The following is a 21816-nucleotide window of genomic DNA, read 5'->3' as shown; positions in this document are numbered from 1 at the left end:
AGGCTTAGTAGGAATAGGCGTCGTAAATGCGGCTCAGATCGCCGCCCCAGTCGCCGTGATAGTGCTCTAGCAGTTCATCGCTGGGCACCTTACCGCTGTCGACGCTTTCCTTGAGCGCGTTGAGGAAATGCGTCTCGTCCGGGACCAGCCCGCCAGACCCGGCGCGCGCCCGTGCGACCAGTCCGGCCTCGGCAATCGACAGCACCTCGCGAGCGAGATCGTGCATCTTGATACCGCCGACCTCGGCCTGTAGCGCCTGCCGTGTGGCCGCCAGACGCAGGCCTTCGCGAGTTTCCGCATCCCAGGTCTTGCAAAGATCCCACGCCGCATCCAATGCGCCCTGATCGTACATCAGTCCGACCCAAAGCGCCGGAAGTGCGCAAAGCCTGCGCCACGGGCCACCATCCGCCCCGCGCATTTCGATGTATTTCTTCACACGCGCGTCAGGGAATGCCGTCGTCAGGTGATCAGCCCAATCCGACAGGGTCGGAATTTCGCCGGGCAACGCGGGCAGCTCGCCCTTCAGGAAGTCGCGGAAGGACTGGCCCAGCGCATCCACATATTTCCCGTCGCGGTAGACGAAATACATCGGCACATCGAGCGCATAGTCCACCCAAGCGTCGAACCCGAAACCCTCCTCGAACACGAAGGGCAACATGCCGGTGCGCGCATCGTCCAGCGTTTCCCAAATCTGCATACGCTTGGATTTCACGCCCACGGGTTTGCCGTCAAAGAAAGGGGAGTTGGCAAACAACGCGGTGGCCACAGGCGACAACGCCAGCGCGACCCGCATCTTTTGCACCATATCCGCCTCGGACCCGAAATCGAGGTTCACCTGAACCGTGCAGGTCCGCCGCATCATCTGTTTGCCCGTGGTGCCCACCTTGTCCATGTAGGCATCCATCAACTTGTAACGGCCCTTGGGCATCAGCGGCATGTCATCGTGCGACCACTGCGGTGCCGCGCCCAGACCGATAAAGCCTACGCCGATCTCGTCGGCCACGCCTTTGACCTCGCGCAGGTGTTCGTTGACCTCGTCACAGGTCTGGTGGATCGTCTCCAGCGGAGCGCCGGACAGCTCCAGAGCGCCACCCGGCTCCAGCGAGACATTGGCACCGTCCTTGGTCAGCCCGATCAGATAGTCGCCCTCGGTCACCGGTGCCCAGCCGTGCCGGTCGCGCAGCCCTTCGAGCACCGCGCGGATCGAGCGTTCGCCGTCATAGGGCAGCGGTTTGTACGTGTCCTTGCAGTAGCCGAATTTCTCGTGCTCGGTGCCGATGCGCCAATCGTCCTTCGCCTTGATCCCCGCCTCTAGATAAGCTGCAAGCTGGTCCCGGCTTTCGATTGGCCCGCCGCCGGACTGAGGAATGGACATGAGGGCGCTCCCGCAAAATTCGTATCGTGTGCAGGTAACGTCCTGTCGGCATAATTCCAGACTGTCAATGCAGCCGCGTCACCGCATCCTGCGCAGCGGCTGTGCGCCAGATCACCACAGGACCGGCAGGCGTGTGGTCAACCTGCCGTAACATATGGTCCACCTGCAGCCCCGGCAGGCTGGAAAAGGCATCGAACAGCGCATCAGCCCCCTTGGCGGTCAACGGAATGTGAAGCGGCGGCTGCCCTGCACTGCGCAACACCCAATGCGGCGGCGTCCCCGACGGGTCCAGCACAAGCGAGGTCAGCGCATCGAGATCCAGCACCCCGCCGTCCAGCGGGCCAAAGTAGCTGACACGCCGTTCCACCACCTGCACCACGCCCGGACCTCCGCCGCCCTGCCGGAACCGCGCCCGTTGCACGCCCGCAATCGCCAATGCACCGCCCGCAAGAACCACGGCCGCACCGATCCAGCGCAGCAGCCCACCGGAGAAAACCAGCCAATACAGGCCTAAGGCCGCCACGGCCACGCCTGCGAGCAGCTCTTGATACCGGCGCAACAGCGCGGCCACCTCGGGGCGGATCATGAGAGCACCGCCAGCGTCAGCGGCGCGCTCAGCAAAGCGATCTGGTAGCCGCCGCAGGGCGTGAATCCGATCCGTTTGTAGCTCGCCTCCGCCGCGGGGGAGGCGGCAAACAGGATGGCACGTGTAGCACCGTGATCTTTTTGCTCGGCCAGAAGCGAGCGGGTGACGGCGCCACCGCGTCCCTGCCCCCGCAAGCCTTGCGGGACAAACACGCCGCCCACCTGAACCACCGCACCGACGCGGGCGTTGATCCCCGCCATGGCGACCGGCACATCGTTTTCGATCAGCAGGCGTGTTTTGGGCGACCCCACCACCGCGCGGGAACGCTCGGTCGCCTGTTTTTCCAAGGCAGCACCTTCGCCGCCAAATCCGGTCTCTGCCATATAGTCGGCAAACCAGCTGACCAACATATCTACATCTGCGTCACGCGCGACACGCACTTCGCCAGCGGCTGTCACGCCGTCCAGGTCACAGGTCAAAAGCGGCTCCACCCGATCGACGCGCCATGCATCGTCTGGGACCGGCAATGCCTGTAACGCCACCGCGACCTGACGGGCCTCGCCGGTCATGCCCTGAATGGACCGGCCCGACAGGGCTTCGGCAAAATCCTGCGCCGCCCCGTCATCGATCTGCGGCGACTGACACAGCAAAAAGCCGTCGTTCGTCACACCAAAGACGCCAGTCAGCGCGCCGCTGTCTTCGGTCAGGTAGAACGTTGTGCCATGGGGCGCCTGCGTCTCGTCCACGCCGTGGTCCAGAAGGTTGGACAACAAAAACATCGACGTCTCGATATGCGCGGACAAAAACGCGCGCATGGCGGGAATGTCGGCTTGGGTCGCTTTGCGCATCACGTCACCTGTTTTGTCCTGAGTTGAGGCGGGCGTCAGCTCCAGTCGCCCACCGCCATTTGCCACGCGGTCATGGCCGCCACTGCCGCTGTCTCGGCCCGCAGGATACGCGGCCCCAGACTGATCGGCACAGCATGGTCCAGCCCCCGCAGGCGATCCCGCTCAGCGCTGGAAAAGCCCCCCTCTGGCCCTATCAGAATGGCCCATGGGCCGGGTGTCACCGCAGTCAGCGAAACTTTCGCGCCAACCGCGCTTTCATCGCAAAACAGGATACGCCGCGCCGGGTCCCAATCTGCCAACAGGCGGTCCAGCCGTTGCAACGGCTCTACGGTGGGAACGAAGGTCGCGCCACATTGTTCCGCCGCCTCGACCGCATGCGCCTGCTGTTTGTCCACGCGCAAGCGTTCCGAGTTTGTGAATTCCGTTTGCACCGGCACGATGCGCTGCGCGCCCATCTCCACCGCCTTTTCGACGATAAAATCGGTGCGCGCCTTTTTGACAGGGGCAAACATCAGCCAGACATCAGGCGGCGTGCTTTGTGGTTGGGTCTGCGCGACACATTGCAGCGTCCCGCCGCGTTTGCCCGCCTGCGTGACCTCGGCGCGCCATTCGCCATCGCGCCCGTTGAACACGGCGACCGCAGCGCCAGCGTCCAGCCGCATGACACCAAACAGATAATGCGCCTGTTCGCGTTCCAGCGGGATGGCCTGTTCCTCGCCCAACGGGTGGTCTACAAACAGCCGAGTTTTGGGTTTTTCCATATCCATGAGGCGGACCATATGACCGGCACAGACCAGACGCCAGAGGCAGAGGGCCAAGTTTCCGACGCTGTGAAAGGGAATTGGGTGGATAGCCACGCCCCGGCCTTTGCCCGCCCCTATCTGCGGCTGTCGCGTGCCGATCGCCCGATTGGCACATGGCTTTTGCTGCTGCCTTGCTGGTGGGGGCTGACGCTGGCCATGGTGGCGGACGGGCGCGCCGGGTGGTTCGATCTGTGGATCTTTACCGGCTGTGCCATCGGCGCGGTCCTGATGCGCGGCGCGGGCTGTACATGGAATGACATCACAGACCGCCATATCGACGGATCTGTGGCGCGCACCGCCTCGCGCCCGATCCCGTCGGGTCAGGTCAGCGCCAAACAGGCCTTGGTCTGGGCCGTGGTGCAATGTCTGATCGCGTTTGCCATCCTCATCACCTTTCCGCCTGCGGCGATTGTCTTGGGCGTGGTCTCCCTTGTCCCTGTGGCGATTTACCCCTTTGCCAAGCGGTTCACGTGGTGGCCGCAGGTTTTTCTAGGCATTGCCTTCAACTGGGGCGCTTTGCTGGCTTGGACCGCGCACAGCGGCCGTCTGGAGTGGCCTGCCGTCGGCCTGTATCTGGCGGGCATGGCGTGGACATTGTTCTACGACACAATCTACGCCCATCAGGACAAAGAGGACGACGCCCTGATCGGGGTAAAATCCACTGCGCGGCTCTTTGCCGACGACACGCCGCGCTGGCTGTCCTACTTTCTGGCGGCCACCGTCAGCCTCATGGGGCTGGCCGTCATCAGCGCCGCCCCTGCAGGAGAGCCTTTAAAACTTGTGATCTTGCTGATGGGACCATGGGCCATGGGCTGGCACATGGTCTGGCAGCAAAGACGCCTGCTACTGGATGATAACGAAAGGCTTTTACAACTATTCCGGTCAAATCGGGATGCAGGCCTGCTGCCCGTGCTGTTTTTCGCCGCTGCCATCATCGCTTGATTGCGCAACCGGGTCCGCGCGCGTATCAACCCTTAACCGATAATATGGAACTATCGCACCACATGCGGCTGTCATCGCTACTCACCATCGCCGGAGCCTTTGCCACTGCAGGCGGGGCCAGCCTGCTCGCGGCCTATTTTTCCGTCCAGATGATCGAAAACGGGTCGAAGTCCGGGGTGTTGAACCAGCTCGACAGCGAAGGGCTGACCTGGGCCGAAGTGGACACCAACGGCCTGCAGGTGTTTCTGATCGGCACCGCCCCGGATGAAGCCGCACGCTTTCATGCGCTGTCCGCGGCGGGTCGGGTGGTGGATGCCTCACGCGTGATCGACCAGATGCTGGTCGAAGAGGCCGCCGACATCGCCCCGCCGCGCTTTTCCATCGAAATCCTGCGCAATGATGCGGGCATTTCGGTGATCGGTCTTATTCCTGCCGCAACCGACCGCGAAGAGCTGATCGAGCAGTTCCAGCAGATTGCGGGCAGCCTCGAGGTATCGGATCTTCTGGAATCCGCCGATTTCCCTGTCCCCGACGGGTGGGACCAATCGCTGCGCTTTGCCACACAGGCGCTGCGGGATCTGCCCCGGTCCAAGATCTCGATCGACGCGGAACAGGTCCAGATCAAGGCCATGACCGAAAGCGCCGAGGCGCGCAGCCGTCTGGAAACCACCCTGAACCGCCGCAAACCCGAAGGGGTCGCGCTGGCGCTGGATCTGTCGGCGCCGCGTCCGGTGATTTCCCCTTTTACCCTGCGCTTTATCAGCGATGAGGACGGCACACGGTTCGATGCCTGCTCTGCCGATACCGAAGCCTCGCGTGATCGTATTCTGCGCGCCGCCGAACGTGCGGGCCTTGAGGGCAATGCCACCTGCACGCTGGGTCTGGGCGTGCCGTCGCGCCGCTGGGGCGATGCCGCCGATTTTGCCATCACCAAGCTGAATGAGCTGGGCGGTGGGTCTGTGACCTTTTCCAACGCGGATGTCACGCTGGTCGCCTTGGAAGGCACCGCGCAAGCGACCTTTGACCGCGTGGTCGGCGAGCTGGAATCCGTCCTGCCGGATGTGTTTGTTCTGAACGCCGTGCTGCCAAAGCCCCCAGAGGCCGAGGCCGAAGGCCCGCCGGATTTCACCGCCACCCTGTCACCCGAGGGCAAGGTCCAGCTGCGTGGCCGGATGAATTCGGAAATCGCACGGCAAACCGCCGACAGCTTTGCCCGCGCGGCCTTCGGGTCCGAGGACGTCTACACCGCCGCCCGCGTCGTCGAAGGCCTGCCGATGGACTGGAGCGTGCGCACCCTCGCCGGGCTGGAAGCGCTGTCGATGCTGGCCAATGGCACAATCGTCGTCACCCCGGACGAGGTCACCGTCAAAGGCAGCACCGGCAACAAGGAAGCCAGCGCCCAGATCGCCACCCTTTTGGTCGGCAAACTGGGGGAGCAGGCGACCTTCGACATCGATGTGGATTATGTCGAACGGCTAGACCCGTCGCTGGGCATCCCCTCGCCGCAGGAGTGCGAAGCGCTGATCATCACCACCGTCGGCAGCCGCAAGATCAGTTTCGAGCCGGGATCGGCCACGCTGGACGGCTCGGCCCGCGGGATTCTGGACGATCTGGCTGATCTGCTGAAAACCTGCGGGGATATTCCGCTCGAAATCGGCGGACACACCGACAGCCAAGGTCGCGAGACCATGAACCAGCAGCTTAGCCGCGACCGCGCCCAATCCGTTCTCGAAGCGCTGCGCCTGCGTCTGGTGCCCGTGTCCAGCTACACGGTCGTGGGCTATGGCGAGACGCAGCCGATCGCGACCAACGACACCAACGATGGGCGCGAGGCAAACCGTCGCATCGAATTCAAACTGGTCGGCGACGCCGCAGCCTCTGCAGATGCGGTCCCGACCGAGGGGGAAGCCGCCGCGTCCGAGCCTGCCGCAGACGCGGCCGAGACCACAGAAGACGCACAAACCGCGCCCGAAGGTGAAACCGACGATAGCGCCGGGGCGCAGACCCCGCTACAAGACCCCGAAGCCACCGAAGCCGCCGCCGCCATCGGCGCGGACAAGGCCGTGCCTGCTGGTGCGGTACGTGGTGCGGATTTCAAGCCGGAGACAACCGGCAACGACGGCGAATAAGCCTGAGGGACAGAACGAACACATGGACAGAACGCAGTTCATCATCACCACGGCGATCATTCTTTTTGTCGCCTTTTGTCTGGGCTGGTTTGCACACTGGCTGATCCATCGTTTCAAACGCGTCAGCCAAGCTGACATGGATCAGCTGGAACGCATGAGCCAGGAACTGCATGAAGCCGAGGAAACGCGCGATCAGGCGATCACCTATCTGCAGCAGCGCGAGGCGGAATTGACCAACCAGCTTGCCCAGACAGAGGCGGAGCTGTCCGCCGCAATGGACGGTCTGCGCGAAGCCCGCCAAGAGGCCGAGGAAATGCGCGTCTACGTCGAACGCGTCCAAGGCAAAGCCTGAAAAGCCGCCTGACCACAGGTTGAACGGGAACCCTGTCCTTTGGCGATCATTGCGCTTATGCATTGCGCAACGCCAAAGATCACGAGGTTCCCATGACGCAACTCATCACCGCATTGTCCGAGGTGTCGGATCGCTACGACGCCCTGTTTGTCGATCTTTGGGGCTGTGTCCACAATGGCATCACGGCCATTCCCTCGGCGGTCGCAGCGCTGCAGGCCTACCGCGCCAAGGGCGGCATTGTCGTTTTTGTCACCAACGCCCCCCGCTCGCGCCACGAGGTCGCCAAGCAGCTTGAACGCTTTAACGTGCCCACCGACGCCTATGACGCCATTGCGACCTCGGGCGATTCGGCACGCGCGGCCATGTTCACCGGCGCTGTCGGCCAGAAGGTCTGGTTCATGGGCCAGGAATTCGACGAGACGTTTTTCGAGCCGCTTTCCCTGATCAATGATCCCGTCGACATCCAGCGTGTGGAGCTTGACGAGGCAGAGGGCATCGTTTGCGCCGGTCCCTTCGATCCCCATGCCGACCCCGACGTGAACCGCCCGCAGTTCCTGTATGCCAAGGAAAAGGGCCTGAAACTGCTGTGCGCCAACCCAGACATCGTGGTGGATCGCGGCGAGACCCGTGAATGGTGTGCCGGTGCATTGGCGCAGCTTTACACGGAAATGGGCGGCGAGAGCCTGTATTTCGGCAAACCGCATCCGCCGATCTACGATCTTGCACGCCGTCGTCTGAACCAGATCCGTCAGGGCATTCCCGACAGCGCCATTCTGGCCATCGGCGACGGGCCGCACACCGACATCGACGGCGCCATGGGCGAGGACATCGACTCCCTGTTTATCACAGGCGGTCTGGCGCGGGCAGAAACCAACACGACAGAGCAACCGGAGCCCGACGCTCTGAACGCCTATGTCGAAAAGGAAATGATCTCTCCGACCTATAGCATCGGGCAGCTGCGCTAAGCCGCCCCTTGCCAATGCCGCAATTGCGAAGTAATAAAATTTCCCGAAGCCCGTCCGGGCGATGGTTTTATTACCTCGCGATTGCCGCGTGAGGATTCAGGAGGGCGAGATGTTGGACAACCTGCCGCGCGGAACAATCTGCATCGAAGACATCGAAATGGGCATGACCCGCCACCTGCGCAAACAGGTGACGGATCAGGACATCGAAATGTTCGCCGAGGTGTCGACCGACCGCAATCCTGTGCACCTTGATGACGCCTACGCCCAAGAGACCATTTTCGAGGGCCGCATCGCCCATGGTATGCTGACCGCCGGGTTGATCTCGGCAGTCATCGGGGAACAGCTTCCCGGTCATGGCACGGTGTACCTTGGCCAGTCGCTGAAATTCTTGGCCCCCGTGCGCCCCGGCGACATGGTCTATGCCGAGGTCAAGGTGGTCGACATCGATCCCGCAAAGCGACGCGTAACGCTGGAAACCCATTGTGCCGTTGATGGCAAAAAGGTTCTGGTGGGCGAGGCCAAAGTGCTGGCCCCGTCGCGCAAATTCGACTGACCCGCTACTCGGGTCCGCCGATCCGGAACCCCTCGGGAATGCCCCCCCACTGGTCGTTTAGGATCAGATCCGCCATCACATCGGCGATCTTGGGGGCCATGCCAAAGCCGATCTTGAACCCGCCATTGGCAACGTAATGCCCTGCGCGGTCGGGCCAGCGCCCCAACAGAGGCGCGCGGCTGCGTGCGCGAGGACGTACCCCCGCCCAGCGTTCGATCACCTCGGCCTTGCGCAGCGCGGGCAAGGCATCGCGCGCCCGTTCAATCAAGCCTTCGCACTGCGCGTCTGTCGCGGTGGGGTCATCGAACGTACGTTCGGACGTTGACCCGATCGCCACGGTGCCATCCGCGTGCGGCACGATGTGCAGACCGTCCACAAACAGTTGCGGCGCGTCGGCGCCCGCGTCAAACCGCATCGCGACCGCCTGCCCTTTGACGCCATCGCCAACTTTGCGCCCTGTGGCCTCCGTCAGATCCAGCAGGCCGCGCCAGCCGGTCGCCCACAGCACGGCGCCTGCATCCTCGGCCTGCGCCAACACCGGCACCCCACGGGCCGCCAAGGCTGCCACCAAAGCCGCGCAGGCATGTCGCGGGTGCATGCGGGCGGTCAGCGTATCACGGATCAGCCAGCCTGTGGGCGATGCCGGTGCCAGCGGACCTGCGTCCTTGACGACCTCCCACACCGCTTGACCGCGCCATAGCTGTGCGGCCCCCGTGGCCCGTTCCCGCGCCAAGCCCAGACCGTTGTCATCCATCACCGGTTGCAGCCTGCCGGTCCGCCCGTAGCCCGCGCTCTGCCCACCGGCCTGCTCCACTTCGCGCCAGAACGTCTCTGCCATCAGCAGGCTGTCGAGTTGAAAGGCTTTCTTCTCGTTCCAGTTCTCGGGCACATGCGGGGCCAAGGCACCGACGATCCCGCCAGAGGATCCGGCCCCCGCCCCATGAGGATCGACAACCTGCACCCGCGCGCCCCGCTGCGTCAGCGCCCAGGCAATGGACAGGCCGAAAATTCCCGCCCCGCGAATGGTCACGTCCACGCTTGTCATTGCCGTCTCCTCGCGTCATGTCTGTGACATCTTTAAGGAAATCCCAAATGCCCGACCAGAGCCCTCCGCTTGACTGGCGGGACGAAATTCCCGTCTCGACCCGTTTTGATGACCCCTATTATTCGCTTGAGAACGGTTTGGCCGAAACCCGTCATACCTTTCTGGCGGGCAATGACCTGCCCGCGCGGTTTTGCGATGGCTTCACCGTGGCCGAACTGGGATTTGGCACCGGACTGAACCTGCTCGCCGCGCTGGATCTGTGGCGTGCGTCCGGCATTGCAGGGCGGCTGCGGTTTACCACCTTCGAGGCCTTTCCCCTGTCGGGCGCCGACATGATCCGTGCGCAGGCAGGCTTTCCCGAGTTGGCAGCGCTCGCGGCAGAGCTGGCCCCCCATTGGCAAACCGACACCCGCAGCTTCCAGACCGATGATCTGGAATTCACCATGATCGAAGGGGATGCCCGCCAGACGCTGCCCGCGTGGGATCAGGCGGCAGACGCATGGTTTCTGGACGGGTTTGCCCCCGCCAAGAACCCCGAACTCTGGTCGCCTGACCTGCTGGCCGAGGTCGCCCGCCACACCCGCGATGGCGGGACCGCTGCGACATACACCGCCGCAGGTCACGTGCGGCGCGCCCTGTCAGACGCGGGGTTCACCGTCACACGCCAGCCCGGATACGGGCGCAAACGCCATATGACCACTGCCACAAAGGCCAGCCTATGACCGAACAGAACACCCGCCTAGGCATCGCGTTGATGGTGGCCACGACCTTCGTTTTTGCCCTGCAGGACGGGCTGTCGCGTTATCTGGCCAGCGAATACAATACCATGATGGTAGTGATGGTCCGCTACTGGTTCTTTGCCGCCTTTGTGATCTCGCTCGCCGCGCGTCACAAAGGCGGGTTGAGACAAGCCGTCCGCAGCGGCCACCCGCTGCTGCAGATGTTCCGCGGCATCCTGCTGGTGGTCGAAATCAACGTGATGGTTCTGGGGTTTGTCTACTTGGGCCTTGTGGAAAGCCACGCGGTCTTTGCCTGCTATCCACTGTTGGTGGCTGCGTTGTCGGGCCCTGTGCTGGGCGAACAGGTGGGCTGGCGTCGCTGGGCGGCCATTGGCGTGGGCTTTGTCGGGGTGATCATCATTCTGCAACCGTCGGGCGGCGTGTTTTCCCCTTACGCGGTTATCCCGCTGGGCGCGGCGCTGATGTTTGCGCTCTATGCGTTGCTGACGCGCTACGTGGCGCGCACGGACACCGCTGCCACGTCGTTCTTTTATACCGGCACAACGGGTGTTTTTGCCGCCACCGCCATTGGCATGTGGTCCTGGAATCCGATGGTCGGCACGGATTGGCTGTGGATGGCCGCGCTGTGCGTGTCTGGCGCGATGGGCCATTACTTGATGATCCGCGCCTACGAGGTGGCCGAGGCCAGCGCCGTCCAGCCCTTTGCCTATCTGCAACTGGTCTTTGCCAGCACGCTGGGGCTGGTGGTGTTCGGGGAAACCCTGCGTGCCAATGTCATGATCGGCGCCGGTTTGATCGTGGCCGCGGGGCTGTTTACCCTGTGGAGGCAACACCGCGCCGCCACAGGCTGATCAGTCGATGGCGCGCAGGGTGTTGCCCAGCAGCTCTTGGGTAAACGGCACCGGATGCGGATCACGCCCCAGACGCGCGCGATAGACCGGCAGGCTTTCGGTGACCCGCATCACATAGTTGCGGGTCTCGTCAAAGGGGATCATCTCGATCCAGTCGATAATGTCGATGTCACCGGCGCGCGGATCACCAAACAGACGCATCCAGCGGTCCGGGCGCGACGGCCCCGCATTATAGGCCGCTGCCATCATCACCGCATTGCCATCGTAGCGCTGCGCCAAACCGGCCAGATAGGCAGAGCCCAGCGTGGCGTTATAGGCGGGATCAACCAACAGCCGCTGTGCGTCGTAGGGCAGGTCAAGCTGCCCCGCCACTTCGCGCGCGGTCGCAGGCATCAACTGCATGAACCCCCGCGCGCCCGCACCTGAAATCACCTCGGGGTCAAACTCGGATTCGCGGCGGGCGATGGCCAGCACCATCTCTTTGGGCACCGGATACTCGGTGGCCACAACCTCGGGGTGAAGCGCGTAATACGGCCCCGGCAGTTCGATCCCGAACTGTGCCGCACGTTTGCCCAGCATGACGCCGATATGGGGCAGTTTCATCTCCGCCAGCATTTGGCCCATGCGCCCCATCTGATCGCGGTCAAGGCTCTCTGCCAGATGGGTCAGGAAACGCTCGGCAAGGTCCACCTCCCCCGCTGCAAGCAAAAGGATTGCCGCCTCAAAGACGCTGGACCCGGTCCATGTGGCCTCGCGCCAGTCGCCGAAATCCTCGGTGCCCGCCAAGGTGGGATCAACGGGCAAGCCACCGCGTTCCGCCGCCAGAAGCCCGTAGAACGACGTCTGGTATTCCGCCCCGCGCTGATACGCCTGTTTGGCTGCGATGGTGTCGCCGGTTTCCTCCAGAGCACGGCCCAGCCAGTATCCGCCGCGCCCGACCGAAATCGGCGTCCAGACCGCATCAAGGAAATTGGAGAAATGCGTCACAGCCTGTTCCGGCTGGTCCAGATAGCGCAGGGCCAGAAACCCCGACAGCCATTCGAGCGCCGCGTAATCCGACCCCTCGATCAGATAGTGTTTGGAGGCGATGTCATAGGCGCCGCTGTGATCGCCTTCCTGCATCTGGTGGCGGGCCAGATCTTGGCGGTGCTGCGCCCAGGCCCAGGGTTCGCCCAAGCTGTCCAAAGACGTCGACCGCGCGTTGAGCAGCGAAATGGCGTCCGCGCGCCGCCCCTTGCGTACCCGCCAAAAGAACCGCTCATAGGCGAGGCCGGGATCATCCTGCAACGCCTCCGGCACCCGCGCGATCAGCCCGTCCACATTGCCTGCCGCAGCCCGCAGACCCATGCGCGCCTCGGCCAGCGCGGTCCATCCGTCATCGACAAGCGACAGCATCCCGCGCGCGTTCTGCGCCCAGCCGTTCCACAGCGCCATGTCCAGACGGGCCGTGTGATGTGGCGTCAAAATCCCGCCCCACTGGTCAAGGAAGGCCCGCCGCTCGTCCGCAGACATCGACAGGGTGCGCCACGCCAGAACGATATCCGCCTGCGCCAGCCCCTCCTCGCCGCGCGCGGCATGGCTGCGCGCAAGGGCCAGCGCCCCTGCCCCGGTCTGCGGCTGCGCATCGGCAAAGAAATCCTGTATCTGATCGGGCGTGGCCTCGTCCGCAACGATGGGTTCGGCCTTTTCGCGCAAGTACGGCAGCCCCGGCCAGTCGGGGTGACGGTCAAGAAAATCCAGCACTTCGCGGGCGTCACCACGCCCGTTGCGCAACGCGTGCCACAAAATGATATCGACCGCGACCTGCCCATCGCCGCGCGACTCGATCTGGGCGGCGGCCCAGTTGCCCTCGCGCAGGTAGGCCATCGCACGCGACAACGATTGCCCCGCCTCCCCCACCTGAGCGGCAACCGGTGCGGCCACAGAGAACGCAATGAACAGCAAAACGGCAAGAAGGCGCGACATCGGCTTGCATTTCCCGCGTGAAAAGTGAAAAGACCCAACCCGGAGGATATCGCCCGAAGCCTTGGTATCAACACACATTCCCGTCGGGTCGGCGGAAATCCTCCAAGACGTGCAATACCCGAAGACACAGCAAAGGAGCGTGAAATGTTCAAGGGATCAATGCCTGCCCTGGTCACGCCGTTCAAGGACGGCGCGGTGGATTTCGCCACGCTCAAACAGCTGGTCGACTGGCACGTGGATCAGGGATCGCACGGGCTGGTGCCCGTCGGCACCACCGGCGAAAGCCCCACGCTGACACACAAGGAACATGAGGCCGTCATCGAGGCCACGGTCGAAGCCGCCGCTGGCCGCATTCCGGTGATTGCCGGTGCAGGGTCGAACAACACCGACGAGGCGGTGCGCTTTGCCGTGCATGCCCGCGAAGTCGGCGCCGATGGCGTTCTGATCGTCACCCCCTACTACAACAAGCCGACACAGGCGGGCATGATCGCGCATTTCACAGCCGTGCATGACGCGGCCCAACTGCCGATCATCATCTACAACATCCCCGGCCGGTCAGCCGTGGACATGTCCCCCGCCACCATGGGCGAGCTGTCAAAGCTGCCCCATATCGCGGGCGTGAAGGATGCGACAGGCGATCTGGCGCGGGTCTGCCAACAGCGTCTGACCTGCGGCACCGATTTCATCCAACTGTCGGGCGAAGACGCCACCGCGCATGGGTTCAACGCCCAAGGCGGGCGCGGCATGATCTCTGTCACTGCCAACGTCGCACCGGCGCTGTGTGCGCAGATGCAAAACGCCTGTCTGGCCGGTGATTTCGCCACCGCGTTGCAAGTGCAGGACCGGTTGATGCCTCTGCATCAGGCGATCTTTGCCGAACCAGGTCTGTGCGGCGTGAAATACGCCATGTCCCGTCTGGGCCTGTGCGAGAACAGCGTGCGCCTGCCGCTGGTTCCCGTGACCAAACCTGTCGAGGACCGCATCGACGCGGCCCTGCGCCACGCGGGCCTGCTGAACTAAAACCGGCACACACAGAGAAACAAAAGGCTTCTGTCCCGCGACAGAAGCCTTTTTCTTTGCACCGCTATGAAAGGCGTCAGTGGATGATGCCGCCATCCAGCCCCTTGGGATCACCGACCACGACAAAGGTCAGCTCGTCGGGTTTGATGATCTCGGCGGCCACGCGTTTGATATCCTCCAGCGTGACGGCATTGATCCGGTCGTTGCGTGTGTTGATGTATTGCGGCGTCAGCCCGTCCATCTGCATGCCCACAAGGATCTTTGCGATCGGGCCATTGCCATCGAACCGCAGCGCATAGGCACCGGTCAGATAGGTCTGCGCCTGCGTCAGCTCTGCCTGCGTCACGCCGTTTTCCGCCAGCTTTGCCCATTCGTCACGAATGACATCCACCGCCTCGGAGATACGGTCATTGGCCGATGCCACCTGCCCGATCAGCAGTTCGGCATGATCCTTTGGCAGCAGATAGGAATAGACGCCGTAGGTCAGGCCGCGCTTTTCACGCACCTCTGTCATCAGACGCGATTCAAAACCGCCCTCGCCAAAGATGGTGTTCATCACATAGGCGGCAAAGAAATCAGGGTGATCGCGCGGCAGCCCGCGATGCCCGAACAAAGCCACCGATTGCGGCGTCTCGAAGGGCAGCACAGTGACGCGCGCCGTGGTTTCGACCTCGACCCGTTCGGGCAGCGGCGCGCCGGTTTCAGGCAAGTCCGACAAGAGCAGATCCATCACCTCGCCCAGTTCCTCGGCCGTGATGTCACCGGCGGCGGCCACATAGGCGCGGTCCTGCGCCAATGCGTTGCGCCATGCCGTCACCACATCGTCACGGGTCAGGGCCTGTACGCTGTCAACGGTGCCCGCGTAATCGCTGCCATAGGGGTGATCACCAAAGACCTGCGCAGAAAAGGCATTGCGCGCGATCTGGTCCGGGTCAGTCTTGTCCGACCGCAGGCTGGTCAGGATCTGCTGGCGCACACGGTCCACGCTGGCCTGATCAAAGGTCGGATCATTCAGCGAGGCCCGCAGCAAGGCAATCGATTCGTCTTTCTTCTCCGTCAGGTATTTGGCGGAAATCTGCACCGCATCATCGCTGATGGAATAGCCGAACTGGGCGGCAATCGCCTCCGACTGTTCGGCAAAGCCGCGTGCGTCCAGATCACCGGCGCCCTCTTCGAGCAGCCCGATCATCAGGTTCGACGCGCCCCGTTTTCCCACCTCGTCAAGCGAGGCACCGCCTTTGAACCGCAGCTCCAGCGCAACAAAGGGGATGGCGTGATCCTCGACCAGCCACGCCTTGAACCCTTTGGGGCTTTGCACCTCTTGGATGTCGATTTCCGCATGGGCGACAGTGGCCCCCAACATCAAACCAAGCGCGAGTACGAAACGCTTCATTGGCTTACCTCCTGCGGCATCAGATAGCCCGTGACGGATTTTCGTTTGTCAAAGACCATTTCGGCGGCGGCCATAATGTCATCAACCGTGACCGCATCGACGATATCGGGCCATGCTTTGACGTCTTCGATGGTCAGACCGGCGGTCAGCGCATTTCCGTAGCGCCGCGCCAAGGCGCTGACATTGTCCTGCGCGTAGATCTGCGATGCTTTCATCTGGAACTTGATCCGCTCCAGCTGCGCCTCGTCAAACCCGTTTTCCATGAAGGAGGCCACGACATCGTCCATGGCGGTCTCTGCCTCCTCCAGCGTGACGCCAGCGGCGGGGACCACAAACAGGCCAAAGCTGCTGTTATCCAGTGAGGTCGAGTTATAGAAGGCCGCGGTATAGACCGCCTTTTTCTGCTCGAATTGTAGCGCTTGGTTCAGAACAGAGGTCTGCCCCCCGCCCAAGATCTCTGCCAGCAGCGTCAGCGCTGCGGCGGTTTCCTGCGCCCCGCTGTCGCGTTCCGGCGCAAGGTAGAGACGGTTCACATAAGGGGTCGAGACGCGCGGATCACGATAGGTGATGCGACGCTCTGCCAGTTGCGGCGGCTCGGACGGACGGCTGCGTTCGCCAAGCTCGGGGTTCGCCGGAATGGGGCCGTAGTGTTTTTCCGCGAGACGGCGCACCTCGTCCGGCATAACATCGCCGGCCACGATCAGAATGGCGTTGTTGGGCGCGTAATAGCGTTTGTAGAACGTCATCGCCGCATCCAGATCAAGCTGCTCCATCTCGTGGCGCCAGCCGATGATGGGTGTGCCATAGGGATGATTCAGATACAGCGCCGCCTGCATTTGTTCGCGAAACAGGCCACGGGGCGAATTTTCCACGCGCATGTTGCGCTCTTCCAGAATCACATCCCGTTCGGTGGCAATATCGTCATCGTCAAGCCGGATATTGACCATTCGGTCGCTTTCCATCTGCATCATCAGATCCAGACGGTCGGCCGCCACCCGTTGGTGATAGGCGGTCTGGTCATAACTGGTGAAGGCGTTGTCAGAGCCACCGTTGGCGGCGACAACCTTGGAAAATTCGCCCGGCGCCAGCGTATCGGTGCCCTTGAACAGCAGGTGTTCCAGAAAATGCGCCACACCGGACACGCCGCGACGCTCATCCGCTGATCCGGCGCGATACCAGACCATATGTTCCACAACGGGGGCGCGGTGATCTTCGATGACGACGACCTCCATCCCGTTGTCCAGTGTAAAGCTGGTGACTGGGGCTTCGGCGCTGGCGACGACCGCTGCGGGCGGTGTCAAAGCTAAGGCCAAGGCGAGAGAGAGTCGGCGCATGTCGTGTCACTTTCTGCTTACTCGGACGCATCCATTGGACCGCGAGGCCAAGCCAACTTCAAGCCACGTCACGGCGGATCACGATCTTCTGACCCGACGTCGGCGAAAGTTCACTCAGCCGGAGGCGCAGCGGGCGTTCTGGCCCCTGCCTGCCGATAACGGTTCAGCCAAGCATAAGGATCCAAAGTTTCCCGCCGGTAAGCGTTTGTATAATTGTCCTGCGGCACAATCGACCAGCTGAACAATCCACGCCGTTTGCGCAGGGCGGCATCCTCGGTGGCCAATGTCTGGCGGATCGCGGGATCGGTGCCGAAACGCGTGGCCTGCTGTACCAGCGCCCCGTCACCTGCCCCGATGCCGGTGCCGGCCTGCAGACGCGCGGGATTGCCCCCAAGCGCTGCGACCGCATCGGCCTGCGGGTTCTGATCCGTCCGGTTGCTGCCGCCCGGCGTGGGGGTGGGCAGTGCCGCAAGGCTGTCCGGCACGGTCAACGGCTTGTTGGGAACGATGGCGAATTCTTCGGGCTCGCCGCTGTTGGAGCGCAGATCGTGCAGCGGGCGCACGCCATCGCGGGACTGCGAACAGCCCGCCAGCGCCAATGCGCCAAGGATCAAACCGGTTGCCAGACGCGCAGATCGCATCACACCCTCCAACTTTCGTGTCGCGATGGTTCTAACCCATTGTCCGCATGGCGTCACGGGGCGTTTTGCATTCCGTCCGCGAACAGGAGACGAGCCGCCGATCTGCTTTATTTCGACGGCTTCACGCCGGGAAACAGCACAAGACCCAAGGCTCCTGCAAAGATCGCGATATCGGCTACGTTAAAGGCAAAGGGATTGTTGAAACCGCAGCAGGACATGTTCAGGAAATCAGCCACCGCGCCATAAAGCACGCGGTCCACCACATTGCCCAGCGCGCCGCCGATCAACAGACCTGCGCTGATCAGACCCGCCTTGCCCGGCGGTTCGCGGCGCATCCAGACCACGACGAACAGCACAATGCCCAAGGCCACAGAGATCAAAATCCAGCGAGTCAGCGGCGCTTCGCCCGCCAGCAGGCCGAAGTTAATCCCGTAATTCCATGCCATGTGGAAATTCAGATAGGGCGGCAGCACTTCGAGCCGCAGCACGTTTTTCAGATCCAGAACATGCACGACCCAGACCTTGGTGATCTGGTCGATCACAAAGATCCAGAATGCCGCCCACCAGACCAGTCTCATGGAGGGGGACGAAAGATGAGGCTGTTTGCCTGCCACTGCTGTCTCGCTCATAAATGCCCGCGCCTTCTAACGTCTTTTCCAGTCTAACGGTACCTGCCCTGCGCACCCAAGTCGGGCTAGTGGCGGATCGTTGCCGGATTTATCTTTACCAAAAGATTATGCGCCCCCGAAGGAGCGCACAACCATAGGCACAACGAACCCTGCGGTTCAAAAGTATAGCCCGCCGCCAGAAGCCGCGGACCGGGCCGCTTTAGTGGCGGAAATGACGCATTCCGGTGAACACCATGGCCAGACCGGCATCGTCGGCGGCTTTGATCACCTCTTCGTCACGCATGGAGCCGCCCGGCTGGATCACGCAGGTCGCGCCTGCAGCCGCCGCTTCAAGCAGCCCGTCCGCGAAGGGGAAGAACGCATCCGACGCCACCGCCGATCCGATGGTCAGCGGCTGCGGCAGGCCCAGCGCCTCGGCCATACGCTCGGACTTTTTGGCCGCGATCAGCGCGCTGTCCACACGGCTCATCTGGCCTGCCCCCACACCCACGGTGGCCTTGTCCTTCACGTAGACGATGGCGTTGGATTTGACGTGTTTGGCGACTTTCCACGCGAACAGCAGGTCCTCCATCTGGGCGTCGGTGGGGGCAACTTTGGTCACCACCTTCAGGTCGTCGACCGTCAGCGCGCCGTTGTCGCGGTCCTGCACCAACATGCCACCCGACACCTGTTTGTAGGCCAGACCGGCCTCTGCGGTGTTGGCCAGACCGGGGGCAAGGATCAGGCGCAGGTTCTTTTTCTTGGCAAAGATATCGCGGGCGTCCTGATGGATCGCGGGCGCGATGACCACTTCGGTGAAGATCTCGGAAATCGCCTCGGCGGTGTCGCCGTCCAGCGCACCATTCAGCGCCACGATCCCGCCAAAGGCCGAGGTGCGGTCACAATCAAAGGCGTTCTGATAGGCCTCTTTCATGGTGGCACCCTTGGCCACGCCACAAGGGTTGGCGTGCTTGATGATCGCACAGGCTGGGCCGTCATCGGGCAGGAATTCCGACACCAGCTCGAACGCCGCATCGGTGTCGTTGAAATTGTTGTAGGACAGCTCCTTGCCCTGCAGCTGTTCGGCCACGGCCACACCGGCGCGGTTCGATCCATCCACGTAGAAGGCCGCCTTCTGATGGCTGTTTTCGCCGTAACGCAGGGTTTGCTTCAGCTCGCCCGCGATCACGCGACGGCGCGGTGCCTCTTCTCCGATAGCGTCGGCCATCCATGTGCTGACCGCCGCGTCATAGGCACCGGTGCGGGCATAGGCGATCTGGGCCATCTTCTGACGGAACCCGTAAGATGTCTGCGCCTCGTCGCCGTGGGATTTCAGCTCCGCCAGCAGGGCGTCATAGTCCTGCACATCGACCACGGTGGTGACAAAGGCATGGTTCTTGGCCGAGGCGCGGATCATCGCAGGGCCACCGATGTCGATGTTCTCGATCATCTCGTCATAGCCTGCGCCACGCGCCAGCGCCGCCTCGAACGGATAGAGGTTCACCACCAGCAAATCGATCGGCACGATGCCATGTTCCGCCATCGACGCCACATGCATCCCGTTGTCGCGCAGCGCCAGAAGACCGCCGTGCACTTTGGGGTGCAGCGTCTTCACCCGCCCGTCCATCATCTCGGGGAATTCGGTCAGATCGCTGACATCGCGCACGGGAATGCCCGCATCGCGGATCGCCGCCGCCGACCCCCCGGTGGACAGGATCTCGATCTTCATGGCGTCGAGCGCACGGGCCAGATCAATCAGGCCGGTCTTGTCAGAGACGGAAATCAGCGCGCGGCGCACAGGGGCGAGGTCTTGGACGGTCATCAGGGGACTCCAGAGCGGTTAAACGTTCAGCTCCGCCTCATCCCTGTTCAGGTCGCGCACGGCCAGTGCCGTGTCCTGCGCCTTTGCCAAAGACCAGCGGATGCGGGTCGCATACTGCATTGCCCGCCCGGATAGAACCACCTGCTTGGCCGCACGGGGCCGCAAACGCCCCTTTTCGAGATAAACAGAGGCATCCAGACGCATGTCGACCCCGCCATCAAAGCGAAACACCCAGATTTCACCGCTTTTAAGCGCGAGTGACGCAGCAGCGCCCCCCATATCCACCGCCACATCCACGTCAGGATGCAAATGGAAACGAATCTCGAACGGAAGGCCCGCCAGCTTGACCTGATCCATCGCCGCGTCGAAGCGCTTTTTCGCAGCCCCGTCCAAGGCGACGAGGTAATCCTCCCCCCGCAGGCTGCGCCCATCCAGCGAAAGCTCCAGCGACCGGGCATGGGTCAGCCCCTGCAGCGTGACATAACCGTCATGCCCGCCCTCGAAGCGGACGCTTTCCGACAGCTCGGAGATATGGGTCGGAACATCTGTTGGCGTATCTTCCAGCAACTCGCGACGCGCCTGCCCGACCCAGCGTTCCGGCGCCAACCGCGCCGAGGAATAGCCCTGCAGGCAAAGCGCCGAATGCGACAGCGTGGCCCGCCCTGCCCGCCGCCAGTCCTCGCCAAAGCCGCCGCCCGATCCGCAGGACACGATCACGGGCCGCCTGCCGGAGGTCAGCTCGAACCCGAGGGTCGAGGCATGCGCATTCGCCGAGGCAGCCCCCGTGGGCGGCACGCTGGCATCAATGATGACGCTGGTCCGCCCTGCAGACAGACGCGCAAACCCCATCGCAAGCCCCTCGCTGCGACGGGGTTTCACCCCCGAGGCCGCAAGCGCCTGATCCAGCCGCCCGTCCAGCCCGCGCCCACCGCCATGAAACCGGGCCAAGCCACCATCCGCATGGCGCAGGGCGCGCAACGTCGGCGCAATACGTGCAATCGCTGCGGCGTGATCCTGATGCGGTGTCAGATTGCCCTCGACCAAGGCGGCCTGCGCCCAGGTCAGCAGGGTGAAAACTTCCAACAGTTCTTCGGGGTTGCGGGTGGGAAGGCCGCCCTGCGCGTCGATCTGGCGCGCGCAATCGGCGCCCACAGCCTGTCGCGCCGGTTCGATGTAGGATTGCATCCCGTCCAGCGACAAACCCGCATACAACAGCCCTGTCATCGCTTCGAAACGCGGCAGCCCCGGGGCCGCCGATTGTCCACGCTTGGCCAGAAACCGCGCCTGCGCCGCCAAGGCCGCATAGAACGCCTGCGATTCCTCGGCGGACCGCCCGCGCAGCAAAAACAGTGCGTGATGGATCCAGCGGATCACCCGCCGCCCCGTCAGCTCCGGCGTCCAGCCCGGCCCATGCCCACGCCCGTAGCGGTCAATCCATGCCCAAAGCCAATCCTGTGCCAGTTTGCGCGCCTTCAGATCACCGACGGCGGCCAGATCATCCAGCCAGCCAAAGCCATGGATCTCTTCAGCAAAAACCTCGTCGGGCGGGGTGATCTCCCACAACAGGGTGTTCGGCGCCTCCACCAGATGGCCGGCAAACATCAGGTTACCGGCGATCAACTGCCGGCCACGGGCGAAAAAGCCCACGGTTCTGGGTTCAGGTTGCGATACAAAACCGTCCGCGGGCCGCGCACGTGACGCCAGCCGCGCGTGAACACGGTTCATGACTCGCACAGGCGCAGTGCGCCAGTTCGCTTGCGTTGCCATCTCTGCCTTGCCTCTTGTCCCGTGGGTCGGGAATGGCCCTTGTCGGGCGCTTTGGCGGCATCATACAGCGCAATGCA

At 63.2% G+C, this 21816-nt stretch carries 20 protein-coding genes; 8 read left to right on the top strand and 12 right to left on the bottom strand.

From position 1 onward, the window contains the following. Positions 1 to 4: 4 nt before the first annotated feature. The 4 genes from ACN5AZ_RS11375 to ACN5AZ_RS11360 all read right to left on the bottom strand — a co-directional run bounded on the left by ACN5AZ_RS11375 (position 5) and on the right by ACN5AZ_RS11360 (position 3570). Positions 5 to 1375: a glutamate--cysteine ligase gene (locus tag ACN5AZ_RS11375; RefSeq protein ID WP_419429002.1), complete on the bottom strand. Its 1371-nt coding sequence runs from the start codon at positions 1373 to 1375 to the stop codon at positions 5 to 7. A gap of 64 nt (positions 1376 to 1439) precedes the next feature. Continuing rightward, on the bottom strand, positions 1440 to 1961 hold the full coding sequence (locus ACN5AZ_RS11370; RefSeq protein WP_419429001.1) for a hypothetical protein: 522 nt from the start codon (positions 1959 to 1961) through the stop codon (positions 1440 to 1442). Continuing rightward, positions 1958 to 2809: a GNAT family N-acetyltransferase gene (locus ACN5AZ_RS11365; protein ID WP_419429000.1), complete on the bottom strand. Its 852-nt coding sequence runs from the start codon at positions 2807 to 2809 to the stop codon at positions 1958 to 1960. The genes ACN5AZ_RS11370 and ACN5AZ_RS11365 overlap by 4 nt, the downstream gene beginning before the upstream one ends. A gap of 35 nt (positions 2810 to 2844) precedes the next feature. Beyond that, positions 2845 to 3570, bottom strand: a complete 726-nt coding sequence (locus ACN5AZ_RS11360) for a 16S rRNA (uracil(1498)-N(3))-methyltransferase (protein ID WP_419428999.1) — start codon at positions 3568 to 3570, stop codon at positions 2845 to 2847. Positions 3571 to 3588: 18 nt separating this feature from the next. Here ACN5AZ_RS11360 and ubiA point away from each other — a divergent pair, with 18 nt between their 5' ends. The 5 genes from ubiA to ACN5AZ_RS11335 all read left to right on the top strand — a co-directional run bounded on the left by ubiA (position 3589) and on the right by ACN5AZ_RS11335 (position 8553). Further along, entirely contained in the window at positions 3589 to 4554 is a 966-nt protein-coding gene (gene ubiA, locus ACN5AZ_RS11355; RefSeq protein WP_419428998.1) for a 4-hydroxybenzoate octaprenyltransferase, read from the top strand. 62 nt (positions 4555 to 4616) lie between these two features. Beyond that, positions 4617 to 6683, top strand: a complete 2067-nt coding sequence (locus ACN5AZ_RS11350; RefSeq protein WP_419428997.1) for an OmpA family protein — start codon at positions 4617 to 4619, stop codon at positions 6681 to 6683. Positions 6684 to 6705: 22 nt separating this feature from the next. After that, complete coding sequence (locus ACN5AZ_RS11345) at positions 6706 to 7035, top strand: hypothetical protein (protein ID WP_419428996.1); 330 nt, start codon at positions 6706 to 6708, stop codon at positions 7033 to 7035. 92 nt (positions 7036 to 7127) lie between these two features. Beyond that, positions 7128 to 8000, top strand: coding sequence for a TIGR01459 family HAD-type hydrolase (locus ACN5AZ_RS11340; protein ID WP_419428995.1), 873 nt, complete (start codon positions 7128 to 7130; stop codon positions 7998 to 8000). A 109-nt stretch (positions 8001 to 8109) separates the two neighbouring features. Next, a complete protein-coding gene (locus ACN5AZ_RS11335; protein ID WP_419428994.1) occupies positions 8110 to 8553 on the top strand; it encodes a MaoC family dehydratase in 444 nt (147 codons plus the stop codon). Between the two features lie 4 nt (positions 8554 to 8557). Here ACN5AZ_RS11335 and ACN5AZ_RS11330 read toward each other — a convergent pair whose 3' ends face one another. Beyond that, entirely contained in the window at positions 8558 to 9598 is a 1041-nt protein-coding gene (locus ACN5AZ_RS11330) for an NAD(P)/FAD-dependent oxidoreductase (RefSeq protein WP_419428993.1), read from the bottom strand. Positions 9599 to 9645: 47 nt separating this feature from the next. On the opposite strand from ACN5AZ_RS11330, the gene mnmD reads away from it, so the two are divergent. Both mnmD and ACN5AZ_RS11320 read left to right on the top strand, forming a co-directional pair. Further along, the gene (gene mnmD, locus ACN5AZ_RS11325) at positions 9646 to 10320 is read left to right on the top strand and encodes a tRNA (5-methylaminomethyl-2-thiouridine)(34)-methyltransferase MnmD (protein WP_419428992.1); all 675 of its coding nucleotides are present in this window, start codon (positions 9646 to 9648) and stop codon (positions 10318 to 10320) included. Next, positions 10317 to 11189, top strand: coding sequence for a DMT family transporter (locus tag ACN5AZ_RS11320; protein ID WP_419428991.1), 873 nt, complete (start codon positions 10317 to 10319; stop codon positions 11187 to 11189). The genes mnmD and ACN5AZ_RS11320 overlap by 4 nt, the downstream gene beginning before the upstream one ends. On the opposite strand, the gene ACN5AZ_RS11315 is transcribed toward ACN5AZ_RS11320, so the two are convergent. Next, a complete protein-coding gene (locus tag ACN5AZ_RS11315) occupies positions 11190 to 13154 on the bottom strand; it encodes a lytic transglycosylase domain-containing protein (protein ID WP_419428990.1) in 1965 nt (654 codons plus the stop codon). Between the two features lie 144 nt (positions 13155 to 13298). Between ACN5AZ_RS11315 and dapA the strand changes: the two genes are divergently transcribed. Continuing rightward, positions 13299 to 14174 (top strand): 4-hydroxy-tetrahydrodipicolinate synthase, encoded by an 876-nt coding sequence (gene dapA, locus ACN5AZ_RS11310; RefSeq protein ID WP_419428989.1) that lies wholly within the window; start codon positions 13299 to 13301, stop codon positions 14172 to 14174. Positions 14175 to 14250: 76 nt separating this feature from the next. Here the strand turns inward: dapA and ACN5AZ_RS11305 are convergent, their stop codons facing one another. From ACN5AZ_RS11305 to ACN5AZ_RS11280, 6 genes are all read right to left on the bottom strand, one after another. Next, on the bottom strand, positions 14251 to 15567 hold the full coding sequence (locus ACN5AZ_RS11305; RefSeq protein ID WP_419428988.1) for a M16 family metallopeptidase: 1317 nt from the start codon (positions 15565 to 15567) through the stop codon (positions 14251 to 14253). Beyond that, the gene (locus tag ACN5AZ_RS11300) at positions 15564 to 16901 is read right to left on the bottom strand and encodes a M16 family metallopeptidase (protein ID WP_419428987.1); all 1338 of its coding nucleotides are present in this window, start codon (positions 16899 to 16901) and stop codon (positions 15564 to 15566) included. The genes ACN5AZ_RS11305 and ACN5AZ_RS11300 overlap by 4 nt, the downstream gene beginning before the upstream one ends. A 110-nt stretch (positions 16902 to 17011) precedes the next feature. After that, positions 17012 to 17542 (bottom strand): DUF3035 domain-containing protein, encoded by a 531-nt coding sequence (locus ACN5AZ_RS11295; RefSeq protein ID WP_419428986.1) that lies wholly within the window; start codon positions 17540 to 17542, stop codon positions 17012 to 17014. Positions 17543 to 17649: 107 nt separating this feature from the next. Beyond that, the gene (gene lspA, locus ACN5AZ_RS11290) at positions 17650 to 18120 is read right to left on the bottom strand and encodes a signal peptidase II (RefSeq protein WP_419429157.1); all 471 of its coding nucleotides are present in this window, start codon (positions 18118 to 18120) and stop codon (positions 17650 to 17652) included. 250 nt (positions 18121 to 18370) lie between these two features. After that, on the bottom strand, positions 18371 to 19972 hold the full coding sequence (gene purH, locus ACN5AZ_RS11285) for a bifunctional phosphoribosylaminoimidazolecarboxamide formyltransferase/IMP cyclohydrolase (protein WP_419428985.1): 1602 nt from the start codon (positions 19970 to 19972) through the stop codon (positions 18371 to 18373). Between the two features lie 18 nt (positions 19973 to 19990). Further along, a complete protein-coding gene (locus tag ACN5AZ_RS11280) occupies positions 19991 to 21739 on the bottom strand; it encodes a heparinase II/III family protein (RefSeq protein WP_419428984.1) in 1749 nt (582 codons plus the stop codon). Positions 21740 to 21816: the final 77 nt, after the last annotated feature.

Origin of the sequence: Sagittula sp. SSi028 (assembly GCF_048553715.1) — a bacterium.
GTDB lineage: Bacteria > Pseudomonadota > Alphaproteobacteria > Rhodobacterales > Rhodobacteraceae > Sagittula.
Note: the sequence above shows the minus strand (reverse complement) of the source record. Positions and strands in the feature narration are given on the sequence as shown.

What these genes read in the sequence shown, in the direction of transcription:
- ACN5AZ_RS11375 (WP_419429002.1), bottom strand. Translation starts at nt 1,375, where the DNA reads ATGTCCATTCCTCAGTCCGGCGGCGGGCCAATCGAAAGCCGGGACCAG.
- ACN5AZ_RS11370 (WP_419429001.1), bottom strand. Translation starts at nt 1,961, where the DNA reads ATGATCCGCCCCGAGGTGGCCGCGCTGTTGCGCCGGTATCAAGAGCTG.
- ACN5AZ_RS11365 (WP_419429000.1), bottom strand. Translation starts at nt 2,809, where the DNA reads ATGCGCAAAGCGACCCAAGCCGACATTCCCGCCATGCGCGCGTTTTTG.
- ACN5AZ_RS11360 (WP_419428999.1), bottom strand. Translation starts at nt 3,570, where the DNA reads ATGGAAAAACCCAAAACTCGGCTGTTTGTAGACCACCCGTTGGGCGAG.
- ubiA (WP_419428998.1), top strand. Translation starts at nt 3,589, where the DNA reads ATGACCGGCACAGACCAGACGCCAGAGGCAGAGGGCCAAGTTTCCGAC.
- ACN5AZ_RS11350 (WP_419428997.1), top strand. Translation starts at nt 4,617, where the DNA reads ATGCGGCTGTCATCGCTACTCACCATCGCCGGAGCCTTTGCCACTGCA.
- ACN5AZ_RS11345 (WP_419428996.1), top strand. Translation starts at nt 6,706, where the DNA reads ATGGACAGAACGCAGTTCATCATCACCACGGCGATCATTCTTTTTGTC.
- ACN5AZ_RS11340 (WP_419428995.1), top strand. Translation starts at nt 7,128, where the DNA reads ATGACGCAACTCATCACCGCATTGTCCGAGGTGTCGGATCGCTACGAC.
- ACN5AZ_RS11335 (WP_419428994.1), top strand. Translation starts at nt 8,110, where the DNA reads ATGTTGGACAACCTGCCGCGCGGAACAATCTGCATCGAAGACATCGAA.
- ACN5AZ_RS11330 (WP_419428993.1), bottom strand. Translation starts at nt 9,598, where the DNA reads ATGACAAGCGTGGACGTGACCATTCGCGGGGCGGGAATTTTCGGCCTG.
- mnmD (WP_419428992.1), top strand. Translation starts at nt 9,646, where the DNA reads ATGCCCGACCAGAGCCCTCCGCTTGACTGGCGGGACGAAATTCCCGTC.
- ACN5AZ_RS11320 (WP_419428991.1), top strand. Translation starts at nt 10,317, where the DNA reads ATGACCGAACAGAACACCCGCCTAGGCATCGCGTTGATGGTGGCCACG.
- ACN5AZ_RS11315 (WP_419428990.1), bottom strand. Translation starts at nt 13,154, where the DNA reads ATGTCGCGCCTTCTTGCCGTTTTGCTGTTCATTGCGTTCTCTGTGGCC.
- dapA (WP_419428989.1), top strand. Translation starts at nt 13,299, where the DNA reads ATGTTCAAGGGATCAATGCCTGCCCTGGTCACGCCGTTCAAGGACGGC.
- ACN5AZ_RS11305 (WP_419428988.1), bottom strand. Translation starts at nt 15,567, where the DNA reads ATGAAGCGTTTCGTACTCGCGCTTGGTTTGATGTTGGGGGCCACTGTC.
- ACN5AZ_RS11300 (WP_419428987.1), bottom strand. Translation starts at nt 16,901, where the DNA reads ATGCGCCGACTCTCTCTCGCCTTGGCCTTAGCTTTGACACCGCCCGCA.
- ACN5AZ_RS11295 (WP_419428986.1), bottom strand. Translation starts at nt 17,542, where the DNA reads ATGCGATCTGCGCGTCTGGCAACCGGTTTGATCCTTGGCGCATTGGCG.
- lspA (WP_419429157.1), bottom strand. Translation starts at nt 18,120, where the DNA reads ATGAGACTGGTCTGGTGGGCGGCATTCTGGATCTTTGTGATCGACCAG.
- purH (WP_419428985.1), bottom strand. Translation starts at nt 19,972, where the DNA reads ATGACCGTCCAAGACCTCGCCCCTGTGCGCCGCGCGCTGATTTCCGTC.
- ACN5AZ_RS11280 (WP_419428984.1), bottom strand. Translation starts at nt 21,739, where the DNA reads ATGGCAACGCAAGCGAACTGGCGCACTGCGCCTGTGCGAGTCATGAAC.